The 23667-nt window shown below is 67.3% G+C and carries 25 protein-coding genes and 1 pseudogene; 17 read left to right on the top strand and 9 right to left on the bottom strand.

Annotation, left to right across the window (positions count from 1 at the left end):
- Positions 1–5: 5 nt before the first annotated feature.
- The 11 genes from OIB37_RS11355 (at position 6) to OIB37_RS11305 (ending at position 8753) form a co-directional block, all read left to right on the top strand.
- The gene (locus tag OIB37_RS11355) at positions 6–515 is read left to right on the top strand and encodes a topology modulation protein (RefSeq protein WP_330457446.1); all 510 of its coding nucleotides are present in this window, start codon (positions 6–8) and stop codon (positions 513–515) included.
- Positions 516–546: 31 nt separating this feature from the next.
- On the top strand, positions 547–1395 hold the full coding sequence (locus OIB37_RS11350) for a class I SAM-dependent methyltransferase (protein ID WP_330457445.1): 849 nt from the start codon (positions 547–549) through the stop codon (positions 1393–1395).
- A complete protein-coding gene (locus OIB37_RS11345; RefSeq protein ID WP_330457444.1) occupies positions 1392–2141 on the top strand; it encodes a phosphotransferase in 750 nt (249 codons plus the stop codon). Before OIB37_RS11350 ends, OIB37_RS11345 begins: the two co-directional genes overlap by 4 nt.
- An 8-nt stretch (positions 2142–2149) precedes the next feature.
- On the top strand, positions 2150–2806 hold the full coding sequence (locus OIB37_RS11340) for a histidine phosphatase family protein (protein ID WP_330457443.1): 657 nt from the start codon (positions 2150–2152) through the stop codon (positions 2804–2806).
- Complete coding sequence (locus OIB37_RS11335; protein WP_330457442.1) at positions 2803–3639, top strand: aminoglycoside phosphotransferase; 837 nt, start codon at positions 2803–2805, stop codon at positions 3637–3639. Before OIB37_RS11340 ends, OIB37_RS11335 begins: the two co-directional genes overlap by 4 nt.
- Before the next feature lie 36 nt (positions 3640–3675).
- Positions 3676–4674, top strand: a complete 999-nt coding sequence (locus OIB37_RS11330) for an NAD-dependent epimerase/dehydratase family protein (protein ID WP_330457441.1) — start codon at positions 3676–3678, stop codon at positions 4672–4674.
- Positions 4675–4705: 31 nt separating this feature from the next.
- A complete protein-coding gene (locus OIB37_RS11325) occupies positions 4706–5827 on the top strand; it encodes an adenosylhomocysteinase (RefSeq protein WP_330457440.1) in 1122 nt (373 codons plus the stop codon).
- A 5-nt stretch (positions 5828–5832) separates the two neighbouring features.
- Positions 5833–6387, top strand: a complete 555-nt coding sequence (locus tag OIB37_RS11320) for an NUDIX hydrolase (protein ID WP_330457439.1) — start codon at positions 5833–5835, stop codon at positions 6385–6387.
- Between the two features lie 33 nt (positions 6388–6420).
- Complete coding sequence (locus tag OIB37_RS11315; RefSeq protein ID WP_330457438.1) at positions 6421–7194, top strand: 3-deoxy-manno-octulosonate cytidylyltransferase; 774 nt, start codon at positions 6421–6423, stop codon at positions 7192–7194.
- 103 nt (positions 7195–7297) lie between these two features.
- Positions 7298–8185: a PIN domain-containing protein gene (locus OIB37_RS11310; RefSeq protein WP_330457437.1), complete on the top strand. Its 888-nt coding sequence runs from the start codon at positions 7298–7300 to the stop codon at positions 8183–8185.
- A gap of 31 nt (positions 8186–8216) precedes the next feature.
- Complete coding sequence (locus OIB37_RS11305) at positions 8217–8753, top strand: hypothetical protein (RefSeq protein ID WP_330457436.1); 537 nt, start codon at positions 8217–8219, stop codon at positions 8751–8753.
- Positions 8754–8980: 227 nt separating this feature from the next.
- On the opposite strand, the gene OIB37_RS11300 is transcribed toward OIB37_RS11305, so the two are convergent.
- The 4 genes from OIB37_RS11300 to OIB37_RS11285 form a co-directional block, all read right to left on the bottom strand.
- Positions 8981–9130, bottom strand: a complete 150-nt coding sequence (locus OIB37_RS11300) for a hypothetical protein (RefSeq protein ID WP_330457435.1) — start codon at positions 9128–9130, stop codon at positions 8981–8983.
- 333 nt (positions 9131–9463) lie between these two features.
- Positions 9464–11443 (bottom strand): hypothetical protein, encoded by a 1980-nt coding sequence (locus tag OIB37_RS11295; protein WP_330457434.1) that lies wholly within the window; start codon positions 11441–11443, stop codon positions 9464–9466.
- 83 nt (positions 11444–11526) lie between these two features.
- Positions 11527–13539 (bottom strand): hypothetical protein, encoded by a 2013-nt coding sequence (locus OIB37_RS11290; protein ID WP_330457433.1) that lies wholly within the window; start codon positions 13537–13539, stop codon positions 11527–11529.
- A complete protein-coding gene (locus OIB37_RS11285) occupies positions 13536–14204 on the bottom strand; it encodes a hypothetical protein (RefSeq protein WP_330457432.1) in 669 nt (222 codons plus the stop codon). Before OIB37_RS11285 ends, OIB37_RS11290 begins: the two co-directional genes overlap by 4 nt.
- Before the next feature lie 233 nt (positions 14205–14437).
- Between OIB37_RS11285 and OIB37_RS11280 the strand changes: the two genes are divergently transcribed.
- Together OIB37_RS11280 and OIB37_RS11275 are read left to right on the top strand one after the other, a co-directional pair.
- Entirely contained in the window at positions 14438–15307 is an 870-nt protein-coding gene (locus OIB37_RS11280; RefSeq protein ID WP_330457431.1) for a hypothetical protein, read from the top strand.
- Between the two features lie 264 nt (positions 15308–15571).
- Positions 15572–15976 carry a hypothetical protein gene (locus tag OIB37_RS11275; protein WP_330457430.1) on the top strand — a complete coding sequence of 135 codons (405 nt, stop codon included), beginning with the start codon at positions 15572–15574 and terminating at the stop codon, positions 15974–15976.
- A 212-nt stretch (positions 15977–16188) separates the two neighbouring features.
- Here the strand turns inward: OIB37_RS11275 and OIB37_RS11270 are convergent.
- The 4 genes and pseudogenes from OIB37_RS11270 to OIB37_RS11255 all read right to left on the bottom strand — a co-directional run.
- A pseudogene (locus OIB37_RS11270) lies at positions 16189–16518 on the bottom strand (transposase); the annotation flags it as partial.
- 137 nt (positions 16519–16655) lie between these two features.
- On the bottom strand, positions 16656–17834 hold the full coding sequence (locus OIB37_RS11265) for a cytochrome P450 family protein (RefSeq protein ID WP_330457429.1): 1179 nt from the start codon (positions 17832–17834) through the stop codon (positions 16656–16658).
- Between the two features lie 4 nt (positions 17835–17838).
- Entirely contained in the window at positions 17839–18990 is a 1152-nt protein-coding gene (locus OIB37_RS11260) for an MAB_1171c family putative transporter (RefSeq protein WP_330461820.1), read from the bottom strand.
- 17 nt (positions 18991–19007) lie between these two features.
- Entirely contained in the window at positions 19008–19553 is a 546-nt protein-coding gene (locus tag OIB37_RS11255; protein WP_330457428.1) for a regulator component, read from the bottom strand.
- A gap of 343 nt (positions 19554–19896) precedes the next feature.
- On the opposite strand from OIB37_RS11255, the gene OIB37_RS11250 reads away from it, so the two are divergent.
- Positions 19897–20739, top strand: a complete 843-nt coding sequence (locus OIB37_RS11250) for a helix-turn-helix domain-containing protein (RefSeq protein ID WP_330457427.1) — start codon at positions 19897–19899, stop codon at positions 20737–20739.
- Positions 20740–20756: 17 nt separating this feature from the next.
- Here OIB37_RS11250 and OIB37_RS11245 read toward each other — a convergent pair whose 3' ends face one another.
- The gene (locus tag OIB37_RS11245) at positions 20757–21203 is read right to left on the bottom strand and encodes a helix-turn-helix domain-containing protein (protein ID WP_330457426.1); all 447 of its coding nucleotides are present in this window, start codon (positions 21201–21203) and stop codon (positions 20757–20759) included.
- A gap of 409 nt (positions 21204–21612) precedes the next feature.
- On the opposite strand from OIB37_RS11245, the gene OIB37_RS11240 reads away from it, so the two are divergent.
- Genes OIB37_RS11240 through OIB37_RS11230 form a run of 3 tightly spaced genes read left to right on the top strand, consistent with a single transcriptional unit; the run spans position 21613 to position 23664 of the window.
- Positions 21613–21939, top strand: a complete 327-nt coding sequence (locus OIB37_RS11240) for a transcriptional regulator (RefSeq protein WP_330457425.1) — start codon at positions 21613–21615, stop codon at positions 21937–21939.
- A 1-nt stretch (position 21940) separates the two neighbouring features.
- Positions 21941–22960, top strand: a complete 1020-nt coding sequence (locus OIB37_RS11235; protein ID WP_330457424.1) for a hypothetical protein — start codon at positions 21941–21943, stop codon at positions 22958–22960.
- A complete protein-coding gene (locus OIB37_RS11230; RefSeq protein WP_330457423.1) occupies positions 22960–23664 on the top strand; it encodes an ATP-binding protein in 705 nt (234 codons plus the stop codon). The genes OIB37_RS11235 and OIB37_RS11230 overlap by 1 nt, the downstream gene beginning before the upstream one ends.
- The last annotated feature ends 3 nt before the right edge of the window (positions 23665–23667 follow it).

The following is a 23667-nucleotide window of genomic DNA, read 5'->3' as shown; positions in this document are numbered from 1 at the left end:
GCACCATGAAGAAGGTCGCCATCGTCGGCTGCGGAGGCAGCGGCAAATCCCACGTAGCACGCGAGCTGGGCACGATCCTCGACGCCCCGGTGACGCACCTGGACGCCGCGTTCTACGACGACGAGTGGAACGCGCTGCCCATGGACAAGTTCACCGACGTGCAGCGCGAGCTGGTCGCGCAGCCGCGGTGGGTGATCGACGGCAACTACAACTCGACGCTGCAGGTACGGCTCGAAGCCTGCGACACGGTGGTCCTGATGGACGTGTCGACCGTGGCGGCGCTGTACGGGATCTTCTCCCGGCAGATCCGGCACGGGGCCGGGCACAAGGGCAACGGGGTGCACAACCGCATCCACTGGGGCGTGATCAAGTACGTCGCCACGTACCGGCGCAAGATGCGGCCCCGCGTGATGGCGAAGATCGAGGAGTTCGGCTCCGGCGCCGATGTGGTGCTGCTGGCCAACCGGCGCCAGACGCGACGCTGGCTGCGGAAGGTAGCCGCCGAGCAGTCCTGAACGACTCGCGCCTCCGGACCGGGGGTGCGGCATGAACGAGCCCAACCCGTTCCTGGACCCCGCCCGGCAGCAGGAGCTGTACGGGCATGCCTCTCGGCTGGCCGGGCGGACCAGCGCCCTGATGCGTGCCAAGACCGCCGGCCGCCCCGTGCCCGAGACGATCGTCAGCCTGGTGCAGACCCACCACGGGCAGCCGGACCGGCTCGGCGTGGTGCTCGACATCGGCTGCGGTCGCGGCACGAGCAGCCGCGTCATCGCCGAGCGGCTCCGGCCGCAGCGCGTAGTCGGCCTGGACGCTGCACCCTCCCTGCTCGCCCAGGCCCGCGAGCGCGCCAAGGAGCTGCGCGACACCTCGGTGGACTTCGTCGAAGGCGACTTCCACGACCTCCCGCTGCCCACCGGGTCGAGCGATGTCGTCGTCGCCGCGTTCTGCCTCTACCACTCGCCGCACCCCAGGAACGTCATCGCGCAGATCGCCAGGGTCCTCGCCCCCGGGGGCCTGGCCGTGCTCGTCACCAAGAGCCTCGACAGCTACCAGGAGATGGACCAGCTGGTCGCCTCCGCCGGCCTCGACCCGCGGGCCAACCTGCACGAGAGCCTCTACACCGCAGCCCACAGCGGCAACCTCGCCGACCTGGCCGCCTCCTCGCTCGACGTGATCGCCGTCCTGGACGAGGAACACGCCTTCACTTTCGCAGGCCACGACCACACCGCGCAGTACCTGGCCACCAACCCCAAGTACGAACTCGGGCCCGGCCTGTACGGCAACCCCGGGGCCCTGGCCGCGACTCTGCACGAGTTCCTTCCCGACCAGCCGCTCACCACCCGCTCCCGCATCACCTTCGTCGTCGCCCAGCCGAACGAAGGACGGTCGGCATGAACCTCACGCCGTTCACCAAGCACTATGCGACATGGGAGCGCGCGACGAGGGCTGTGCGCCACTACCGGTGGATCAACGAGCACGCAAAGCCGCTGCGGCAGCCGGCGCTCCACGCCGTCGGATCGGACAGCCTGACGTTCGAACGGATCGAGGGCCGCTCCGTACGCCCCGAGGACCTCCCGCGCATGGCGGAACTGCTGGGCCACGCCCACGGTGCCGCCTGGGCCAGCGACTTGCAGTCCGCGTCGCTCGGCACTCCGCACCGCTTTCAGGACGGCACGACGTTCGACGACTACCTCAGCCCCCGGGAGATAGCCCTCCGGCGACGCCACGAGCAGGGCTACCTGCCGAACAAGGCCGCCTTGTACGCGATGCTCAGCCTGCTCAAAGCGACCGCCCAGGGGCCATGCGCCTTCTACAAGGACAGCAACCCGCGGAACTTCATCGTCACCAGCACGCAGGACATCGTCGCCGTGGATACCGACGACCTGTCCCTCGCCCCGATGGGTTACGACCTCGCCAAGCTCATCGCGGCGCTCCACCTGACGTACGGACCGCTCACGGACCAAGCCGTCAACGCCGCCCTGCACGCGTACAACGCGGCAGCCCGAAGCCACGGCGCTCGGCTGGGCACAACGGACCGAGGACAGCTCGACAGCTTCCTGGGCCTGCACGCCGTGCTCACCGCTCCGTATGTCGGCCGTAACGGCTACCACTACAGCTTGCCCCTCCGTTTCCACCACTGAGGAGCCTCGTGATCACCACCGAACTCGTCTTCGTCCGTCACGGCCAGGCCCAGTGCAACGCCGACGGCTTCGTCGGCGGCCCGCGCACCTGCACCGGCCTGACCAACCTCGGGTACGCCCAGGCCGAACAGGCCGCGCGCCGCCTGGCCACCGAACACCTGAAGAAGCCCTTCGACGTTGTCTACACCGGCCCACGGATCCGCCTCGTACAGACCGGCGAGATCATCGCCCAGACGCTCCAGATCCCCGTGCGTCTCGACGACCGTCTCGACGGCCCGCTCCACGGCGATGCCGACGGCAAACCCTGGGACGCGGTGAAAACGGCCGCCAACGGAGGACCGCACGCGCATCCCGACACTCCCTGGGCCCCCGGCTCCGACACCTGGAACGGATTCCTGAAGCGCGCCAGCAGAAACCTGAGTGAGCTCATCGAGGAGAACCACGGCATGCGCGTCATCTTCGCGGCCCACGGGGAGACGGTGATCACCGCACACACCCTGCTGCTCGGCATCCCGATCGGCTCGCCGGCCGGCTTCACCCACAACCACGCCTCCATCACCCGCTGGCAGCACCACCGCAACCGCCTGGGCCAGAACCGCTGGATCCTCGATCGGCACAACGACACGGCGCACCTCAGTCTCCCCACCCCGGAGCCGACCCCGTGATCGCGACCTCGGACGACCCGCGGATCCGACTGGCGCAGCACCTCCTCGGCGCAGTCGAGATCGCACCGGACCCCCTGCTTCCGCCCCGAGTCGTGCGTCTGGCGGCCAGCGACGGGCGTCACTTCGTCGCCAAGCAGCACGCAGAACGAGATCGATACGCAGGGGAACTCCACGCCTACCGGACATGGGGCACCCATCTGATCGGCCACACGCCGAAGCTGGTCGGCCGCGACGACGCCTCCCGCACTCTGCTGTTTACCGCGCTCACCGGCGATCGGGCGGACACCGCGGCCCCGGGCTCACCCGAGGAGGAACTGGCCCATCATGAGGCTGGCCGCATCCTCGGCAAGCTGCACCGGGCCACCACCGTGCCCCAGAACAGCGCCGTCGGCGCGGCACTCGCCGAGCGCTTCCAAAGCTGGGTCGACCGGGCCGTCCACGCCGACCTGATCGACGCGGCCGAGGAGAACCTGCTGAAGCACCACGCGGCCATCCTGGGAAACAGCCACATGGACAGCGCGGTCTGCCATCTCGACTATCAGCCGCGCAACTGGCTGATAGGCAACACCTCCGGCATCTGCGACTTCGAGCACATGCGACACGACGCCCGCCTCCGCGACTTCGCACGGCTCGAATTCCGACACTGGCAAGCCGCACCCCACCTCCGCACCGCCTTCTTTGACGGCTACAGGCGCCCGCCGAACGACACCGAGCGACGCCTCCTGGAGTCCTTCGGCGCCATCGAGGCGGCCACGGCCCTGGTCAAGGGCCATCAGGAGAACGACCCCACCCTCAGCAAGCACGGCAGAACCGTCCTGTCCCGGCTCACCTGACCTTCCTCTTCGACGACACTTTCCCTGGAGATCCACGTGCCGCAGCACGAGCAGCCCCCGATCACTGCCGCTCCCCGTCGGGCCGTGGTGACCGGCTCCGCCGGGTTCATCGGCTCCCATCTCGCACATGCCCTCGTCCAGGCCGGCACCACCGTGATCGGCGTGGACCGCCGAGACCCGACTACCGACCCCACGGCCGTCGCCAACCTCGCTGCGCTACGAGAGCTCCCGGGATACCACCACGTCACGGCCGACCTCCTCCACTGCGCGATCGACCCTCTCCTGATCGACGCGGACGCGGTCTTCCACCTCGCCGGAATCCCCGGTGTACGGCCCTCCTGGGGACCGCGATTCAGCGACTACCTCGCATCCAACGTGTTGGCCACCCACCGAGTCCTGGAAGCCTCCACCCGCATCGGTGTCCCTCGACTGGTCGTCGCCTCCTCGTCCAGCGTCTACGGTCCGACCGACGGTGGCGCGAGCCTCGAAGTCGACCGTCCGAAACCCGCCTCCCCGTACGCCGTGACCAAACTGGCCGAGGAACAGCTTTGCCTCGCCTACGCCGGGCGCCCCATCGGCCCCAGCGTCGTCGCCCTGCGGTACTTCACCGTTTACGGCCCCCGACAGCGCGCCGACATGTTCACTCATCGCACCCTGCAAGCTGCCCTGACCGGACAGCCGCTGCGTTTGTACGGAGACGGCCACCAGCGACGCGACTTCACCTACATCGACGACGCGGTCGCAGCCACCATGGCCGCCGGCGTCGTGCCGACCGCGCACGGTGCCATCAACGTCGGCGGCGGATCGAACGCATCGCTGCTGGATGTGATCAACATCGCCACCAGCCTCACCGGCCGCGACATCAAGCTCCACCAGGACCACGCCCGCAACGGCGACGTCCTCCTCACCCGCGCCGACCCTAGCCGCGCCCGAGAAGTCCTCGGCTGGCAGCCGCGAGTCGACCTCCACAGCGGGCTGCGCGCCCACATGCAGGCGCTGGCTGCCCAGGTTCCGGACTACAGCCGGGCCGCGTAGCCCTACGCCTCGGAGCCCGAGAGGAGTGGTAATGGAAACTCCCGAGCGAGCGCGGCTGGACGCCTTCTTCCGGCAGATCACCGCGCAGTTCCCCGCCGGCGAGACGATCTCGACGCTGGTCATCACGCACCTGCTCCCGGAAAGACCGGCATTCCTGCGCGCCATGGCCGCGGTGTCCACAGTCGGCGCCGTACTGCCCAAGCCCCGGTCGATCCACCAGCCGACCCTCGACGCCGTCCGCCGCACCATGCCGGTCCACGACCTGACCCGGGAGCGGTTCACCGACGAGACGCAGGCCCTGGACTACCTGGAGGACACGGCCGGAGGCCAGAACGTCGTCCTGGTGGACATCGGCGGGTACTTCGCGGCGCGCCTCGACACCCTCGTCAACAAGTTCTCCGGCCGCATCCTCGGCGTCGTCGAGGACACCGAGAACGGTCACCAGCGGTACGCGGCCCTCGACTCCCTGCCGTGCCCGGTGGTGTCCGTGGCCCGCTCCCCGCTCAAAGACTGCGAGGACCACCTCGTGGGCCGATCGATCGTGTTCTCCACCGACGCCCTCGTCCGCGCCCGCGGGGACATCCTCACGAGCCGCAACGCCTGCGTCGTCGGCTTCGGCAAGATCGGTCGTGCCATCGCCCAGACCCTGCGCGCCCAGGACCTACGGGTCACCGTGTACGACAACGATCCGGTCAAGCGGGTGCAGGCGCACTCTCTCGGCTTCCGCACTAGCGCCTCCACCGCTGAGGCCGTGCACGACGCGGAACTCGTCCTGTGCGCTACCGGTAATCTCGCCCTTCGGCATGAAGATTTCGCCGCCCTACGAAACGGCGCGTACCTCGGATCGGTGACTTCCTCTGAGGACGAGCTTGAACTCGGCAGCCTCCACGACCTCTACGAACGCATCCCAGTCGCTGCCCAGCTGACGCGATACGAGGTCACCGGCCACTACTTCTACGTTCTCGCCGACGGGGGTGCCGTCAACTTCGTGCACGGCGCCGCCGTCGGTACGTACATCCACCTCGTCCAAGCCGAGATACTCGCCGCCACCGCCGCACTTAGTCACGCCCGTCTCCAGCCCGGACTGCACGAGATGCCAGCGGCCGACCGCGACACCATCGCCAGAACCTGGCTCCGCCACTTCGAAAGGTGACCCCGGTGCCTCCCTCCGTCGACCACGTCCGATCTGTCACCGAGGCCTACCTCGCCCGACACCCGGGCGAACGCGATTCCCTGACCCTGCTCTTCGCCGCGCTCGCCGGCGCGGGCGCCCCCACGAGCCGCAAGACGTACCCCGCTCACGTGACCTGTAGTGCCATCCTCATCGACGGGGACCGGCGCGTGCTGCACATCGCGCACAAGGCGTCCGGGAAGCTGCTGGCGCCCGGCGGGCACAACGAACCGGCTGACCAGCGCCTGCGCGACGCCGCCCTGCGCGAACTGCATGAGGAAACCGGCATCCCGCCCAGCGCCGTCACCCCTCTCTGCGGCTTCGAGGACGTCCCCCTCGACATCGATGTGCACGCCATCGACGCGAACCCGTCGAAGAAGGAGCCGGCCCACCACCACGTCGACTTCCGCTGGGCCTTCCAACTCGGCGCAGAGCACGCGGCGGTGACGCTTCAAGAAGAAGAGGTCGACGGCTACGAGTGGCGGGCGTTCGCAAGTGCCGCTTCACCCACCGTCCGCGCCAAGCTCGCCCTGCTCACCTGAACTGCCCACTCGCCCGACTAACAGGAGGACGCCGTGGCCGCCACCACAGCCCAACCGACCGGCGCCAAACCGCGCCGGCACATCGCCGTCATACCCTGCCGATGGGGTGCTTCGCGCTTCCCCGGCAAACCACTGGCCGCCCTCGGCGGCAAGCCCCTGCTCTGGCACGTCCACCAACGCTGTCTGGAGACGAAACGTCTCGACGGAGCTGTCGTGGCAACCGACGACGAACGCATCGAAGCGGTGTGTCGGCAACTGGGCATCGAGTGCATCCGCACCGGAGCGCACCTCACCGGTACCGATCGCGTGGCAGAGGTCTCCGAGCGCCTGCCGGCCGAGGCATACATCAACGTCCAGGGCGACGAGCCGTTCATCTCGCCGACCGCCATCGACAACATCTCCGAGGCCCTGGAACACAGGCTGCCAGGCGCGCTCGCGGTAAACGCGTATGCGGAACTCCACGACCCGGGCGCCATCCTCGACCACAACGTCGTCAAGGTCGTTGTCTCGGCTCGAAGCAAGGCCCTGATGTTCTCGCGGCAGCCCATCCCCTATCCCAGGGGCGACCGCCCGAAGTACCTGCGCCAGCTGGGTCTGTACGGCTTCACCGGCCCAGCTCTGCAGCAGTTCCTGCGACTTCAGCAGGGCCCCTTGGAGCGCGCTGAGGGTGTGGAGATGCTGCGCTTCGTCGAGCACGGCCACGCCGTACACATGGTTCCCGTCTTGGACGACGGTGTCGCGGTGGACACCCCGGAGGATCTGGAGCGAGCCGAGCGTCTCCTCAAGCAATCCGACGGAGCAGTTTGAACGGGTGCACCGTCATAGGGTCTCCTTCGCGAAAAAAGCCGTCTTGATACGGCTTCTCAGGCAAGGCCGTTGAGTTGTCAGCGGTGTGCGACATCATCGGTGGATGGCCTCCACATCAGCAGCCCCACCAACCTATCTGGATCGCCTGCAGTCGGACCTGGACCTGATCGAAGCGGACTTCGTGCAGATCCTCGCCGACTCGCAGATCCGAACCACCGACCCCAACCGGGGACGCGACTATGTGATGCACCTTGGCGCTCCGAAGTGGGGATGGGTGCCCAGCAGCCCTGAACTCGAGACGCGGCGAATGGAGCTGCTCGGGCGTGTGAGGGACTGGGAGCCGCTGTTCCGGCTGCTGTTCCCGCATCCGACGCCCGAGGTCACCAAGCGTCTTGAGAAGAACCTTGAGCTGTTGAGTCGCTGGCTTGAGCGCCCCCGTGACAAGACGGTGCCGGCCACCATCGACAAGGCCATCGACCACGTGCGCGGCGCAGTGACCACACTCCGGCAGCTGGGTGAGCTTTTGCCCTCTGACCCGTGGGCGGTGCGCTTGGTGGTCGACACGAACGTGCTGTTGGATGACCCCGACGTGGCGATCTATACGCCGTTGCTGGGGAAGCGGTACATGGTTCACTTGATGCCGGCTGTCCTGCGGGAACTGGACGACCACAAGCGCGCTGGACGCAACCCTGATATCCGGGAGGCAGCGAAGAAGGTCGATCGCCGTCTGAAGGGACTGCGGACCAACGGCGACGTGCGGCTCGGCGTCCGAGTCGCTGGCGACGTGCACGCCGTCTTCGAGCACATCGAGCCCAAGGGCGACGGGCTGCCGAACTGGCTGGACCTGGACGTGCCTGATGACCGACTGGTGGCCTCCACGCTGCTGCTGCAGTCTCGGCATCCCGGTTCTTCCGTCTACGTGGCCAGCGACGACATCAACCTCCAGACGAAGCTCGCCGCCGTCGGACTGCCGTTCATCGAGGCGCCATGAACGGACGTTCCGCGTTTCATACGCTCAGGACATGACGATGACGCCGCAAGAGCTTGAGTATCAGGAACGGACCCTGGAGCTGATCAACAGCGAACTTGCGGCGCGTCTGGCGCGGCAGGCGGAGTCGGGCGCGAAGGTGGACACGAAAGCGATCTTCCTGGTGGGGTTCGCGGCCACAGCCGCCCAGTTCCTGGCTTCCCGGAGCTTCGAGCCGTTCACCGGCGCCGCGGCCTTCCTGGCGTACGCGGTCGCCATCGGCTTCGGCATCGCGATCTTCCACCTTGCCGAGTACGAGGACCTCAAGCCACGGGAAACCCTGGACACCTACGCACGCTCGACGAAGGGCGCGACCCTGGGGGCACTCGCCGGAACGAGGGTGGGCTTCTTCGAGAAGAACGAGGCCGTGCACCAGCGGAAGACGAAGCGATGGACGGTCGCCCTGGCTGCTGTCGCTGTCGGGATCTTCCTCTCCACTGTCAGTCTCGTGCTGCACACTGGCGGCCATGACAGACACACAAAACCAGGGGAACCCACCTCCACCTCCTCCGCCACCGCCCAGCCTCACTGACTCCCTCGCCAACCCGGCTCTCGTGGGCACGGAGAAGAGGAACGAAGGCAAGCCCACGCGAAACAGGCCGGCCACCCCGGGACAGACTGCCGAACGGCGCTAACCCGTGCCGCGAGAGCGGCTCTCGCCGTTGCGGCGAGACAGTACGAGACCCCGGGCATCTGCGGCCCGGGGTCTCTCTGTGCTCTGCGATGTCCGAGCGGTTCAACGACCCGCCGACGGGAGCGTCACGCCCACTCCACGCCCAGTTCCCGCAGCGCGCCCAGCTGCTCCGCGCTGAGCTTGTCCCGCGTACAGTTGTCCGGCGCGGAGACGATGTACCAACTGAACGAGACGCTCGGCCTGCTGACCGGCGGTCTCCGCCGCGCCCACTTCACCGGCCCCGCCGTCGCCCGGGGAGTCACACTCGGCAGACGGCAGGAACTCCCCATACACGCGGCGCACACCGTCGGCCTCAACCGGTTCTTCCAGAACGCCGCTGGCACCATCGGCGCCCGCAGCACACCAGGGGGCGGTCGGGCTTCCACTGCGACGGGACCGGGCTTGCCCGCCCGCTGTGAGAGTCGGCGGCTGGGCAAGCCTGAGCCAGCCGCTGAGGGCCACGTCCGAGTCCGGGCAAGCCCTTCCGCGCGAGGTGCTTTCCTGGGGGCCAGCGACCCCAGCCGCGCCGTGCCGCGCGGCCCCAGAGGTAGGAAGCGTGGGCGCCGGGCTCACAGCGAACTTGGGTCGCGTTTGTTGCCTTGGACGCGGAGCATGATCAGGGTTCGGGGGCGGGGGTCGCCTGCGGGGCCGGGTAGGGTGCGGATGTGGACGCAGGCGGGTAGGGCGGCCAGGCCGTCGGACTTGTCGGTGAGGTCCAGGACGATGAAGAAGTTGATGGGACGTCCGCTGACCTGGTAGGAGATGGCCTGGGCTGCGTAGTTGTCGGCGAGGCCGTCCCACGTGATGTCTTTCCAGTCCCGTTTCAGTTCGACGGTGATTAGTTCGTCGTGGGGGCGCCAGGCGACGTCGACCCGGCCGGCTCCGACGTTGCTCACCTCCAGTTCGACTCGAAGTCCCACCCCGCGCAGGAAGTCCCGCAGGTCTTTGCCGAGTTCCTTCTCCAGGGGTCTGGGGGCGCCGGGCGCGATTTGGCGGAGGTAGGCGCGGGCCTCGCCGCCGTACTTCTGCGTCTCGGACAGGCGCAGGTCCATGAAACGCAGCAGATAGATCAGAAGGCTGTCAATGTCGGCTGCGAACTGTCCACTGTAGCCGTCGGGGCACTGCTGGGTGAGCTCTTGCTGCGCCCATCGGTAGGTGCTGGCGATGATGGGTACTTCGTCGACGGGTTCGCGTGCCGCGCGAGCTTCCAGCATCGCGGTCATGCGCTCGCTGAGGTGGGGCTCGTCTGCCAGGCGCGCGGTGATGCGCCGGGCGGTCTCTGTCCCGACAAGCCCGACGAGCGCTGTCGCCGCCGGGCCGTCAGATTTTGGGGGATCTCCTGGCCTTCCGGCCGCGAGCGCTTCGCGCAGCGCCCGGGCTTGTTCGCTAACCAGTGCGGTGGTGGGGTCACCGTCGTGGTGTGGGCTGGTGTGGAGTTCTTCCAGCCACTGGTCGAGGATCGCCTGCCCGCCTTCATGGGTCAGGAAGGCCCGTTCGACGCGGGGTGCCAGGAGAGCGCGCAGTCCCGGTAGATCCGGGCCGGCGGACGCAGAGGGTCGGCTGGTCCGGGCCGTGGCCTCGGTTGTGGCGGAGAGCAGGTTCAGCGTGCGGTGGGCGGAGTAGACGGAGACGAGGTGGTTGATCAGAGCTCCGGCGTGCAGCCATGACCCGGGCCGGTCGGCGGCCTGCGCCTGTTCGAGGGTCGTTGCCAGCTGGTGCCATGCAGCCAGGGTGTCGAACAGGGGGGTGCGCCAGGTGCTGGGCATACCCAGCAGGTTCAGGCGGATTTCGAGGATCGCGTCTTCCAGCTGGCGTCGGGCGGCGTCGGGGAAGGGCGCTCCCGCGCAGTACGCGAGGACGGCGTCGACGGCCACGCCGAACGCGGCGGCGTCCGGGCGTTCTTCGTCGGCGTGGGCATCGGTAAGACGGGCGCGGGCGGTGACGAGCAAGGTTCGTGCCTGCTCGGTGTCGGCGGTCTCCAAGGCACGACGCAGTGCCAGCATGCCGAGCTCGAAGGAAGCGTCTTCGGCGACGTCGTCGACGCTGAGCAGCGTTTCCAGCAGCGCGGGCACGTCTGGTGCGGGCAAGTGCTCGGCCACCGCGCCGGCGACGCGTACGGCTCGGCCGGCGAAGTCGTCGTTCAGCCTGGGGACCTCGCGGCGCATCCTCTTGAGGCGGTCGAGCAGTGCGTAGGGGGTGCTCGCGTCGGCCAGGACGAGGCGGGCGCTTCCTTCCAGTGCGATGCCACCGATGAGGTCGGGGTGCTGACGGCTGGTGTCGAGCCAGACGTCGACCAGGTCGTCGCCGAGTTCGGCGACCGCGGCCGGATGGCTGAGGAAGGCTTCGACGACGGCCTCCAGCATCAGCGGGGTGCTCGGGGCGGCCGCGGCTTCGAGCAGGAAGCCACGGCCGGTGTCGCTGCGCAGAACCTCGGTGTCGTCGGCGACGAGTGTGATCAGTTCGGGCAGTTCGTCCCTGGCCAGCAGCGCGGTGGTGTCGCCAGTGAGCAGGGTGGCCCCGCCGAGGTCGGACAGCGAAGGGTGAGGCATCCGAGCATCCAGGGCCGTCACGAGGGGCCCCAGGGGGTCCTGCCCACCGCTCACTACTGCCTCCTTCCCCGGGTTGCCCTGCTCTACCAGAGACGCTGGCCCTCAGCCGCCAGACGCATGTTGTCCACGGGCACGATCTCTCTGACCTCGGCACCCCGAGCGGTGGCGACGATGACCTGCAGATCGGGCACCATCTCGGTCAGCGTCACCAGATCGCGCAGCATGTTCTGCAGATCGCCGGCGTCGACCTCCTCAGCTCCGGGCGAGTCGATGAACAGTAGCCCCGGGTGGCGGCCGACCCCGCTGCGGTATCCGTGCCGAAGCAGGGCGATGGTGGTCACGATCTTCAACCGCAACTGCTCGCCTTCGGTTACTCCGCCGTAGTTGTGCTTCTGCCCGCCCTTCCACACCGTCAGCGAAGCGTTCCCGGCGAGCTTGACCTCCCGGAGCATCTCCAGCCCCAGGGCCCGGCCCATGGCGACGATGTCCTGCTCGACGTCCTGGAGGACTTTCTTCAAGACCTGGGTGCGCCGGTCCATCGCGAGTTTCTCGGCGGCAGCCAGCACCGAGGCGGCCTGTTCAAGGGGCACAAGGTCGACGGCAGCGTCCAGGTCCGCGAAACGGCCGCTGCGCTCTGCCACGGCCCCCTCCAAGTGGGCGACCATGAGCTCTATCTCGCGTCGCTCACGCAGGCCGGGGCTGTGCAGCACCTCCTGCAAGCGGCTGGAAGCGACGATGCGGGCCGACTCGGCATCCGCTGCGCGTTGCTGCGCGTTGGCCAGGTCCGCTGCGGCGGCGTCGACGGTGTGCTGGACGTCGGCGAGGGTCTGGCGCAGGTCGTTCGCCTGCGCATCGGACTCGGCCTCCCCGTCTTCGCTGCTCGGCGCTTCGTGGAGGTCCGAGGCACACAGCGAGCAGTGCCCTTCCTTCTCCTTCTCCCACCGGGACTTGTCCACGGCCGTGTCGCATCGTGGGCAGACGGTAGGCATCAGGGTGTGGAAGAACGCCCGTGCCAGGGCTGCCTCCTCCGCGCTGTGCACGGCGGCCGCTAGGTCGAATCGCTGGGCCTCGAGCGCGTTGTGCACCGACCGGGCGGCCACCAGCGCGTCCTGGGCCGTGACCGCCGCTTCGGTGGAGGCGGCAAGCGCCGTGTACAACTGCTGGACGTCCTCTGCTGCGCTGCCTGCCTCGGGGAGGGCCGCCAGCTTGCCGCGGGCCTTCTCCAGCCGCCCTGACAGCTCCTTCAGCTGGGCCTTGCGTGCCTCGGCGTCGCCAGCGGCCCGGTTGCGGGCTGCCGACAGCTGCGCCTTGACGATCTTCAATGCGACGGAGGCATCAACCTTCGTCGATGCCCATGGAGCGCCGAGGAACAGTTCGAGTAGCCGCGTGGGCAGCCCATGCCGGGTGTCGTTGCCGAGCAGGGTGCCTAGACCGGACCGGCTGATGTGGAGGGCGCTGGCATATGACGGCCACGACAGCTCGCCGGTGATGGGAGGCTCGTCGGGCCCACCCGGAGCAGCCTGAGCGGTGCGCAGCGGCTCCAGACCCAGCCGCTCCATCATGAAGGCGTCCATGCCCTCCTCGAAGTCGGCCAGACCCTCGAAGTCGACCAGCACCGTCCCGGATTGGGTCGACACGACATGGCCGTGCGGCGAGCCAGCCCGCACCGTCATATCCACCAACAGCGGCTCACCGTCCACCTCGAAGCCGACCTGCACCAAGCGCAGCCAGTGCCGCACGTCGCGCTGCAGGCCGCTGCGCCCCCGCAGGCACCACAGGACGATCTCCAGGACGCTGGACTTGCCCGCCTCGTTTTTGCCCAAGGACGCAAGACACCACAGTCCCGGGCCCAGATCCCAGGAGAATCTGAACGGGTCCCCGGCGTCCGGCCCAAGCGTGGAGTCCGCAGCCGGTCTGACACCCTCGAACACGACAGATGTCACCAGCAGCCGGTGGGGCCGCGGGGGAGCCATCGCTGGCCGCACCCGGTGCTGAGTAAGGATCCTCTGCACCATAGCCAGCGGCTGCCGGGATTTCCTTGCGACCTCGGCAAGCCACGCCTCCACCGGCCCGGTCTCCGCCTGTTCCTCGTTCATGCCAGCCCCTCCCGCTCCAGTGCAGCCGTCAGCCGCACCCGCACCCGCTCGGAGATCCCCGCGATCATCTGGCCAACGGGCGTCCCCGCATACTCCGCGTGCTCGTACTGCAGAGCCTTGAGCTGCTCGGCCGACATCCCTTCGGTCACCATCCGGACATAGAGGACCTGCTGGTCATACCAGGCCAGCACCGGAACCTCAGCCCGAAGCCGCTCAGCGAACGTCTCGCCGGCAGCCAGCAGGTAGTAGTCCCGCCGCCGCACCTGCGTATCGGTCGACTTACCCGCCCGCACCACCCGGATCAGTCCCGGGTGCCGCAACACCGACAGCGCGTTGTTCATCGGCTCATACGCCCCATGACGATTCCGCAGCATCCGGTATGTGTGCAGCTCCGGTTCCCGTTCCTCAAGCACCGCCTGAGCGTCCAGCAACCGCTCCTTCGCCAGTCGCCCCTCCTCGCAGGCTGTGATGATGTGATCCGCCAGATAGTCCGGATTGCGTACAAGGAAGTCGAGCTTTGCCAGCTTCCGCTGGGCGCGGATCACCCGGACCGCCGTGGGTGGTGCCCCATCGTCGGCACCACACGAATCTCCCAGCCTGTCCAAGATGAGCAGCAGGCGCACTGCCGTCTGCTCCCTCGTCGGCTCAACCTGGACGATCGTCACCACCCCCAAGACACACAAGACCCCGGATGATCTCCGATGCCCGATCGGATCGTATCCACCACTTATGGGCAATGGCAGACCCTTGAACCAGCTGAGTCCGTTCCGACCCCTCCCCGAGGTACCGCGCTGACGTACCTCGAGGAGGGGTCGGAACGACCCGTAGGAAAGCGGGGGCGTGCGGGCTCCGCGCCAGGCAGAATCGGGTGATCAACTGTGCCCAACTGGGGGGAACCATGCAGGAACTGCGCTTCGAGGACGACACCCGGTTCACGCTGCAAGTAGGTGAGCAGATCTCGCTCCGCCCCACGATCGGCGGCCATGAACTGCACTTCCAGGCCGCAATCGGTGTGTCACCGCTTGTCGAGGCCGGGAAGCTCCTGGCTCTGGAAGCGACCCTGTTCGGGTTTGCCGCTCCCCCGATCAACAGAGCGCAACTGGGACGGATCACGGCGAACATGGCTTACACCCCGGTCGTCACCGTTCACCGGCAGCCCCTGGTGTTCCCGCTGACGTCCTTGCAGCTCCACGCGATCGAGGCCGCCAGAAACGGAAACGTCGCCTTCGAGGTTGAGATGGAGGCCACGCTCCCACAGGCCGTGGGCTATCCCGGCACCGCGAAGGTCACCGACCGCATCGCCATCCCGAAGAGCACCTGGGAGGAGCAGGTCGCGCAGGTTGCCTCGTCCGCGGCGTTCGAGATGGCCGTCCCCTACCCGCTCCACGACTCCCGGCGTGCCGAGCCTGGCAGAAGACTCCGCGAAGCCCAGCGGCTGATCACCACCAACCAGATCCGGGGCGCGATCCTCGAAGTGCGGCTAGCTCTGGAGTGGATCCAGCAGAACGTTGGCTGGGACGATCCCGGCTCCAAGAAGCTCGCGAAGCAACTCAACCAGACCGAGCGGTGGTGGCGCATCCAGGACGCGCTCTACGGTCAGACCTCCGGAGCTATGCACGACGATGCGGTCACACGGGACTTCGACTACAGCCGCGCGGAGGCCGAAACGCTGCTGGCGATGACCGCAGCCCTTCTACGGAACGTCCCCGAGCAGCTTCCCGATGCTGTGCTGGATGCGGAAGGCGACAGCAAACCGGAAGCCCCGTAGTCCTCGTTCCGCTAGCGCCTCCCCGAGGGACACGCGGGATGGGTGGCGCGGCCATGGCCACGGAGCGGTACGCGCTCAGCCGGTTGCGCGTCGCCGGGGCTGCCGCGTCAATCCGCCAGCAGAGCGGCGGACAGCGAGCGGGGGGGAGAGAGCAAGGCGCACCCCGCGCGGGTGGGGTTGGCGCATTCAGCCACAGGTAGCTGTTGTGCCCGAGACAATCGGTAACGACCGGTGTTACAGCCACGATTGACAAGAGGATTGTGCATGGCATCGCAGGACCGTCTGGAACTCCAGCTGCGGCGCGAGCGGCTGCTGAAGGCCGCGGGAGTCTCACGCGTGGAACTGGTCTGCGCCCCGGCGACTTGGCGGGTGGTGAAGCAGCACTGCCAGTACCCGTTCAGCCACTTCAAGAACTTCCCCTACGAGAGCAACCACGACGTACCGGATGAGGACGGTTTCCTGCACGTAGAGCTGGAAGGGGCCGACCTGGCGCGGCTCGTTCAGCGCACCTACACTGCCCGCTTCACCGTGATCGACGCGGCTCGCCGTGCCGTGTGCCGACGCGTCTGGGATGCCACGGGCGCGGTGCTGGACGGCATCGACCTGGAAGCTCCTGACGGCAAGCAACTGCCCCCCATCGTCTTGGACGCTCGCCTGGGCACCAGCTGACCGGCTCGCCTGGGTAGCAAGATTCCCCGGAGAACTGCTCCTCCGGGGTCGGTCTGCATTTCGCGTGTCCGGCCGGTTCAACGACCGGCCGCTGCTGCGGTTAGAAGCCGTATCTCAACCGACCTTGGAGCGTGCAGGTCGAACGGAGTTCCTGGTCGGGTTATCTTCCGCCGGTACGCGCATGAAGGCAGACACCTCACGATGCCAACGCGTCAAGCTGAGGCGGCCAGTTCGGTGGGGAACGCCGTGTCCGCGTCGAACAGCTTGCGGTGCTGTAGGCAGTGGTAGAGCTGGCCGATCATGCGGTTGAAGAGGTTCCTCTGGGCGGCCGCGTGCCAGTCGCCGACCTCTCTGCGGCGCCGGTAGTGGGGGTTGGCCCCCGCGGAGGCTCGGAGCGAGGAGAGCCCAGAGGTAGCCGGCGTGGTTGAGCCGGTCGTTCTTCACCCACCGTCGGGTGATAGCGGACTTCTTGCCGGAGGCTCGGTGATGGGCGAGGAGCCAGCGTATGCCTTCAAGCCGCGGGCGTCGGCGAAGCGGGCACGGCGAGGGCGCGGCTTCTTCTTCCCCATGCTCTCCATGATGGACACCACCCTTCCGGACCGAAGCCCCTGATCAGCGATGTCCGTCAAAGCGGATCAAGCCCAGTTGTGCCAGAACCCGATCTCGTGCAAAGAACCATTCAGGCCACGACGGGGAGTGACGTCAGCCCGCGGACGAGTCGGGTGCGGCGCCAGTCCAGGCCTTCAGGCGGTACGGCAAGCCGAATGCTGGGGAATCGAGACAGAACCGCACGCAGGGCGATCTCCGCTTCTGCCTTGGCCAACGGAGCACCGACGCAGCGGTGGATGCCGTGTCCGAAGCTCAGATGGGCAGAAGCGTCTCGGTCCAAGTCGAGCAGGTCTGGCGATACGAACCGCTTCGGGTCGCGGTTGGCCCCTGCCAGGGAGACCAGTACCGGGGTGTCGGCGGGGATTTCGGTACCGCCGAGCGTGACGGCCTCCGTGGTGTACCGGAAGGTAGCCGTGCTGACCGGGGGGTCGAATCGAAGCAGTTCGTCCAGTACCGCGGGGATGTCCTCCGGGTTCTCCCTAAGGCGGTCCATCTGGGCCGGATGCTGGAACAGCGCCAGGAGGGCGTTGCCGAGGAAGTTGGTGGTGGTTTCGTGGCCGGCCACGAGCAACAGGACGGCGAGAGAGACCAACTCCTCTTCGCTCAGGCGATCGTCGCCGTCGCGAGCGGCGATGAGCTGGTCGAGGAGGGAGCTGCCGGGGTTCATTCGCTTGGCGGCGATGAGTCCGGTCATGTAATCGGCCATGGAATGGGAGGCCGCGTCGATGACGTCGGATTTCCCTGCCGCGAACAGGTCCCCGGACCAGCGCTGAACGTCGGGCCGATCATCTTGCGGGACGCCGAGCAGTTCGCAGATCACGATGACCGGCAGGGGCACTGCCAGGCCGGCCACGAAGTCGAACGGGTCGCCAACGGGCCACTGGTCCAGTAGCTCGTCGGTCACTCGCGTGATGAACGGGCGGAGCGCCGTGACGGCTCCTGTCGTGAACGCCTTGGTCACCAGCTTGCGGAGGCGGGTGTGCTCGGGTGGGTCGGTGGCCAGCATGCTGTGGGCCACCGCGGGGTGCAGACGACGTCGTGAGCCCTTGCCTTTGAAGAAGGCGCGGGTGTCCTTCGAAAGCCTGGCGTCCCCGAGGGCTTCGCGCGCTTCCGCGTAGCCGGTCACGAGGTAGTTGGCCCGTCCCCCTGAGCCGGCAGGCATGGATTGAACCGGGCATGCTGATCGCATGGCCGCATAGGCAGGGTAGGGATCCCGGAGCATGCGAGATTCCTGTGTCGGGTCGGTCATGACGTCAGGCTCCAACGGTTTCCAGCTGGCCGGTGTCCCCGACACGCGCGTAGGCGGCAGCCACCAGCAGGAGCCACTCGGTCTCCCCTCGGAGGTCCTTGCGGGAGGCGGCCTCCGCTGAAGGCGGTGCGACTTCATCGGCGAATTGACCGGCCTTCGAGGCGGCCAGAGCCGCCTTCACGACGGTGGCCTCGACGGCTGCGGCTGCCTCTTCTGTGTCGGCTGCGGTGAGCGATTGAGCCGTCCTCTGCACCGTGCGGCAGCGGTACGGGGTGAGAGCGAGGATGCCGTCGCTGATCTCGATGACGCGTCGCTGGAGCATGAAGTCGGCATCGGCTGAGGAGCCTCGATCGGAGTCGACGGGTGACAGGACGATCTCTGGCACAGCGTTCGACAGGTCCCGCCACAGGGGACCGAGCGCGTCGAAGGACGCCACTTCCCAGCGTCGTCGTCGCGCCTGACTGAGCGGATAGACGACGGCCGGCAGCGTCAAGCCGAGACAGATCAGCAGGACGGCGAGTGCGGGACACGTCACGCTGAAGACACACGGCACGGCGACGAGTGAGGTGCACTGCGAGTGTTCGGGGACGAGGTGGAGGTTGAGGCCCGCGGAGACGACATGGGTCAGCTTGTATGCGACGTAGACCAGCGCGAAGACGCAGCCGAGGGCTGCCATTCGAAGTCCTAGCCGCACGCTGCTTCGACGAGTCGTCCGGGACTGACGTACAGCCTGCAGGAGGAAGTCCACGACGGCGAAGCCCAGGTAGGAGACGAACAGGAGCAGGTAGAGCGCGAACACCTGCTCAGAGCGGTGGGTCATGTACTCGTATGCGAAGAGCAGCGTCATACCGATGGCGCTCGCGGCGAAGAGAGCGAGGCGCAGTCGGATCCGACGTCGGGCTTCTACTGGATCCAGGTTGAGCTGGAACGAGATCGCGAGGACCGAGGTGGCAGCAGCCAGCGAAGCGCAGTTGCTCAGCAGCCGCGCAACATGCGGCACGATCGCTTCGAGGCCATCCGCGACGAGCGGCGCGTATGAGGCGAAGGCCACCGCGAACGAGCCCAGGAGTGCACCCATGGCCCAGGTGCCAGTCGGGCGGGGCGTACCTCGGCCGAGGACCCAGTAGCCGGCGGCTACTGCGAGCAGACAGGCCATGCCCAGAAAAACGGCATTCATCGGGAGCGGAAGCGACCTCTCTTGGTGGGCTGGGCGAAGAGCGCGTCCCAGCTGTCCGAGCCCTTCTCCGGTCGAGGAGAAGGAGATTCACGTTCGCGGTAGATGCGTTGACGGATTACTGTTGCCATCATTTCCGCTTCGCGTTCGTCGGCTGTCGTGTAACTGGTGCGTCCCGACATTCGCAACACCAGAGTGGGGTCTACCCCAACGGTTTCGGCTGTGTCCGTATCGACCTTCAAACTTCCGGGGTGGTCGCAGTACACATGACACAGCTCGTGCGTGAGAATGTGCCGCTGATGATGGACGGACGTTCCCGCCTCATAAAAGAGGAGGTCTGCTGAAGCCGTTTCGATCCTCATGCCGCAGGGCGCGTCTACAGCCCCGATGGTGCTCAGCGGCTTCAGGATGATCGGCTTCCCGCGGATCGCCGCTATAGCCTCACGCAAATCCCGCGTAGTGAAGCGATATGGAAGATTTAGAAGATCAACCCGATCCTCGCATGTTAGACGCAGCCGACTTTCGTCGTTATTTGGCAAGGGCATGGATCCCCCCTCGACCGACTGAGGACAACTTATTCGTAAGCGACAGAAGGATGCCAACGTGAAGGAGGAAGTCCCGCTTCCTGGAAGTGTCAGTTCCGGTTACCGATGGTGACTTTCGGCGGCGTACCGAGGGCCCCGCGGAAAGATTGTTAAGTCTGCCGGTCGGGTCAACACCTCGCAGTTCGAGGGATTTTGGCCGGAGTGGCGACCGTGTGTCGCGTGCTTGAAACGTTGACTATCCGCTATGTCCGACTACACAGAATGAGCGCACCAAGATCCCATAGTGCTCCCTTCGGGCGTGTTGTGGTGCATGTCACCCGATTGGGAGTCCTAATCTCAGACCATGGATTCGCCGGCTGAGCCGAACGAGGGAGACGAGCTTTCTGGAGAGTCTCTCCCGGAACTGCTGCGGTCGTGGAGGATGCGTACCGACCCTCGAACGATTTCGGGACTCGCGACCTCGGGGCGCAGGGGTAAAGGGCTGACGCAGCGTGATGTAGCGCACCTGACCGAGGTGAGCGAGCGGTGGTACGGCTCGTTGGAGCGAGGTACTCGGGCGGGGTACTCGGCCGACTTCCTTGACCGGCTCTCGTCGGTGCTTCGGCTTAGTCGCGCTGAACGCCACGCGTTGTACTTGCGAGCGGTGGGGCGCCCGCCCGCGCTTGCCGCCGTTCCGGAAGCTGATGCGGCGGCGGAGGCAGACGAGGTACTGCAGGAGTTCCTCGACAATCAGGCTCCCAATCCTGCCTTCGTGGCGGACGTGGCTTGGAACATGATCGTCTACAACCAGCCGCTCGTGGACTGGTTCCCGTGGGCTGCACACCAGGCCAATCAGATGCGATGGGCCTTCCTCAGTCCGGAAGCGCGCGAGCAGCTGGTGAACTGGGAGCACGACTGGGCGCGCCCCTTTCTGGGGCAGATCCGCTACGAGCGAGCCCGGCACCCCGGGAATGAGGCCCTGCGGGAACTTGAGCGCGACATCCTTGAAGGTTCACCGCCTGCGCGGGAGATGTGGGATCGCCGTGAAATGGTCGAGCATCCTGACGGTGACGTGCGTCGACTCGCGCTGCCATACCACCGTGGTCGCGAAGTTGCTGTCCGTATCGTCGCCCTGCGTCCCATGCGCAGTGACCGCCTGCGGGTGATCGTGCTGATGGAAGACCGTCGGGGTGGCGACAGTACTTGATCGTCGCGGCGTCGCGGTCACTCGTCGTCGAGGAGTCCCGAGTCGTCCGACTCGTCGGGCATCCCTTCCAGTCGGCGCGCCTGATCGATTACAGCGCCCACCATCTGCAGGCTCGAGGTGCTGAGGCCGTTGGCTCGCAGGGCTACCCTGCGAACGTCCTGGTCGCGCATGGCCGCGACCACGTGGATCTCCGCGCGCTGTCGTTCGGCCTCGTCTTCATCGAAGAAGTAGCCGGCTCTCACTCCGAAGAATTCGGCCAGGGCCTTGATGGTGTCTCGCTTCGGGTTCGTGTTGCTCCCGGTGCGGAGCTGCTGGATGGCGCTCGCCGACACGGTCGTGCCGGAGATGTCCCGGATGCCCTGTGAGACTTCGGCGTACGTGTACGGACCGCGGTTCTTCGGGTGCACCTCGCGGAACAGCCAGTCGAGCAGCTCCGCGAAGGTGCGGTTGTTCTTCTCAGTCATCTCCAGCCCTCCTTTGCGACGGCCATCCTATCCACTCCAGTGGTGAGCACGCCCCATCCGGAGGTGGTGAGCGCCACCGCAGTTGACGTGCAGACGCCACTGCGGTGTACGTTGATCTCCAAGCTCATCCAGTTCGGTGTTGCGTGCCTGGTCGGAGCTGGTGTGAAGAGCTGGACTTGTGCCGGGGGTCGCCATATGGTCCTGGTCCCCGCGCTAACGGATCACGAGCCTGGAGCAAGCCGGAAGGGAGAGGTGATGAACGCACTCGTGCCATGACGCCTGTACGGGCACAGTAGACCGGCGCCCGGGAGCTCCAACTCCCAAGCGCCGGGCCATTTCACATCTCGCGGGCGGCGAGGCTTTTGCACGAGAACCGTCGCCCGCGCTCCTACGAACAACGGAGTATCGCATGCTCGCCATGCCGAGCGGAACTCTGGCCTGCCCGGCCACGGAGCGCCAGCACCGCCTCGCCGCCCAGCTCACCGACATGATTCCGGGCGCGGCCACCATCCGGGTCAGCTTCAACGACCCCAAGCAGGCGTGGCCTCACCTGTATGCCGCTGTGCACGACGAGGCCGGAAAAACCATGGAACTGGGCCGCACAACGGTCAGGGTCGCGGCCCGCTGGATCCAGCGGGTCTGGCCGGAAGCGGACTGGACGCGACCGCACACCTTCGACGTCGCCCGCGCGACGCTTGTCCGCAGCGACCTGACTACCGCCGCGCAGGGCCGCTGACATGGCCCGGATTCGAACCATCAAACCGGAGGCATTCGTCTCCGAGTCACTCGCCGAAGTGAGCGTCGAGGCGGAGCGGACCTTCTTCGGACTGCTCACCCAGGCCGACGACCACGGCCGCCACCGTGACAACGCCGCCATCATCGCCGGACTGCTCTGGCCGCTGCGCGCCGAGCACACCTCAGTTCACGTAGAAGACGACCTCCAGCAACTCGCGAACGCCGGCCTGATCTGCCGATACACCGGCTGCGACGGACGCCGCTACCTCCACGTCGTGAGCTGGTCCCAGCATCAGAAGATCGACAAGCCTAGCCAGTCGCGCCTGCCCTCCTGCCCGCAGCACCAGACGGCCGACCGGTGTGCCCCCTGTAAGGGCACGTGCACCAAGGGGGTCGAAGATTCGCCTCCTTCTCCCCGAGCCCTCGCCGAGACTTCGCCGAGTGCTCCCCGAGCCCTCGACCTCCCCGCCAAGCCCGCCGCAACGCCTCCCGGCCACGCGGGTGTGGCTTCCGTAGTCCAGCAGGATGCCCTCGGCGGCATATCTGACTGCTCCAGCCTCGCTGAGGCGAAAAGCGCAGGTCAGGGCACACTTGCCGAAGACTCGCCGAACCTTCCCCGAAGCCTCGGCGAGGGCTCGGCGCCTGGATCTAGGATCTTGGATCCTGGATCTTCATTCCCTACGGGGCGCACAGCGCCCGCAGCTACCGTCTCGGCCAACCAGCTCCTCGGTGAGTACGTCGCTGCCTGCGACGAGCGGCCGCCCAGCGACGTGATCGGACACCTCGGGCGGATCACCAAGAAGCTCCTGGGCGAGGGCATCGCCCCCGAGCACATCCGGGCCGGACTGCTGAATTTCGCGGCCAACCCCAAGCACCCGAGCGTGCTGACCAGCATGGTCAACGAGGCCATGAACGCACGCGTCGGCGGCCTGTCGCGGCCGGGAATCCGGCCTGACATGCCCGCTCACCAGGCGTGGACGAACCCGGTCGACGCTGCCGCCGCTTACGCCGAGGAGCTGTGATGCGCACCCGTAACCGCGAACCGCAGACCCTTGGCGCGGGCACCCTGGATCGGATGGCCCGGATCCTGGCCGCGCGCAACATCACCCCGGCCGCCGTCGACGAACTGGCCGACGAGCCCGAGCCGTTCTCCCCGCTGGACGCTCTGTCCGCTGGAATGCCCCCGCGCTACCAGGCCGCAGTCGCCGACCACCCTCAGGTCCTGGCCTGGGCCCGAGACGTCGCAGCAGCGGCCGTCGCTCCCAGCCTCGGAGCCCGGCGGCAGGTCAGCACCGGCCCCAGCCTCCTGATGGCCGGCGTCGTCGGTGCGGGCAAGACACACCAGGCGTACGGCGCGGTCCGGCTGCTGGTGCAGGGCGGAGTCGGCGTCCGCTGGCGCGCGACCACCGCGGCCGACCTGTACGCCGAGCTTCGGCCCGGCTCTGACACAGACAGCGAGCAGGTGCTCGCGGCCTACAGCCGGGTCCCGCTGCTGATCCTGGACGACCTCGGCGCGGCCAAGTCCTCCGAGTTCGTCGAAGAGCAGACCTACCGGCTGATCAACCGCCGCTACAACTACATGCTCCCGACCCTGATCACCACGAACCTGCGGATCAGGGACCTCAAGGCATACCTCGGCGACCGCGTCACCTCCCGGCTCGCACAGATGACCACCCGGGTCGAGTTCGAGCCGATCGACCGCAGACGCCACCGCGCCGCAGCCTGACCC

This window comes from Streptomyces sp. NBC_00820 (genome assembly GCF_036347055.1).
Lineage (GTDB): Bacteria > Actinomycetota > Actinomycetes > Streptomycetales > Streptomycetaceae > Streptomyces.
The sequence above is the reverse complement of the archived record's forward strand: the minus strand, read 5'-3'. Positions and strand labels throughout refer to the sequence as shown.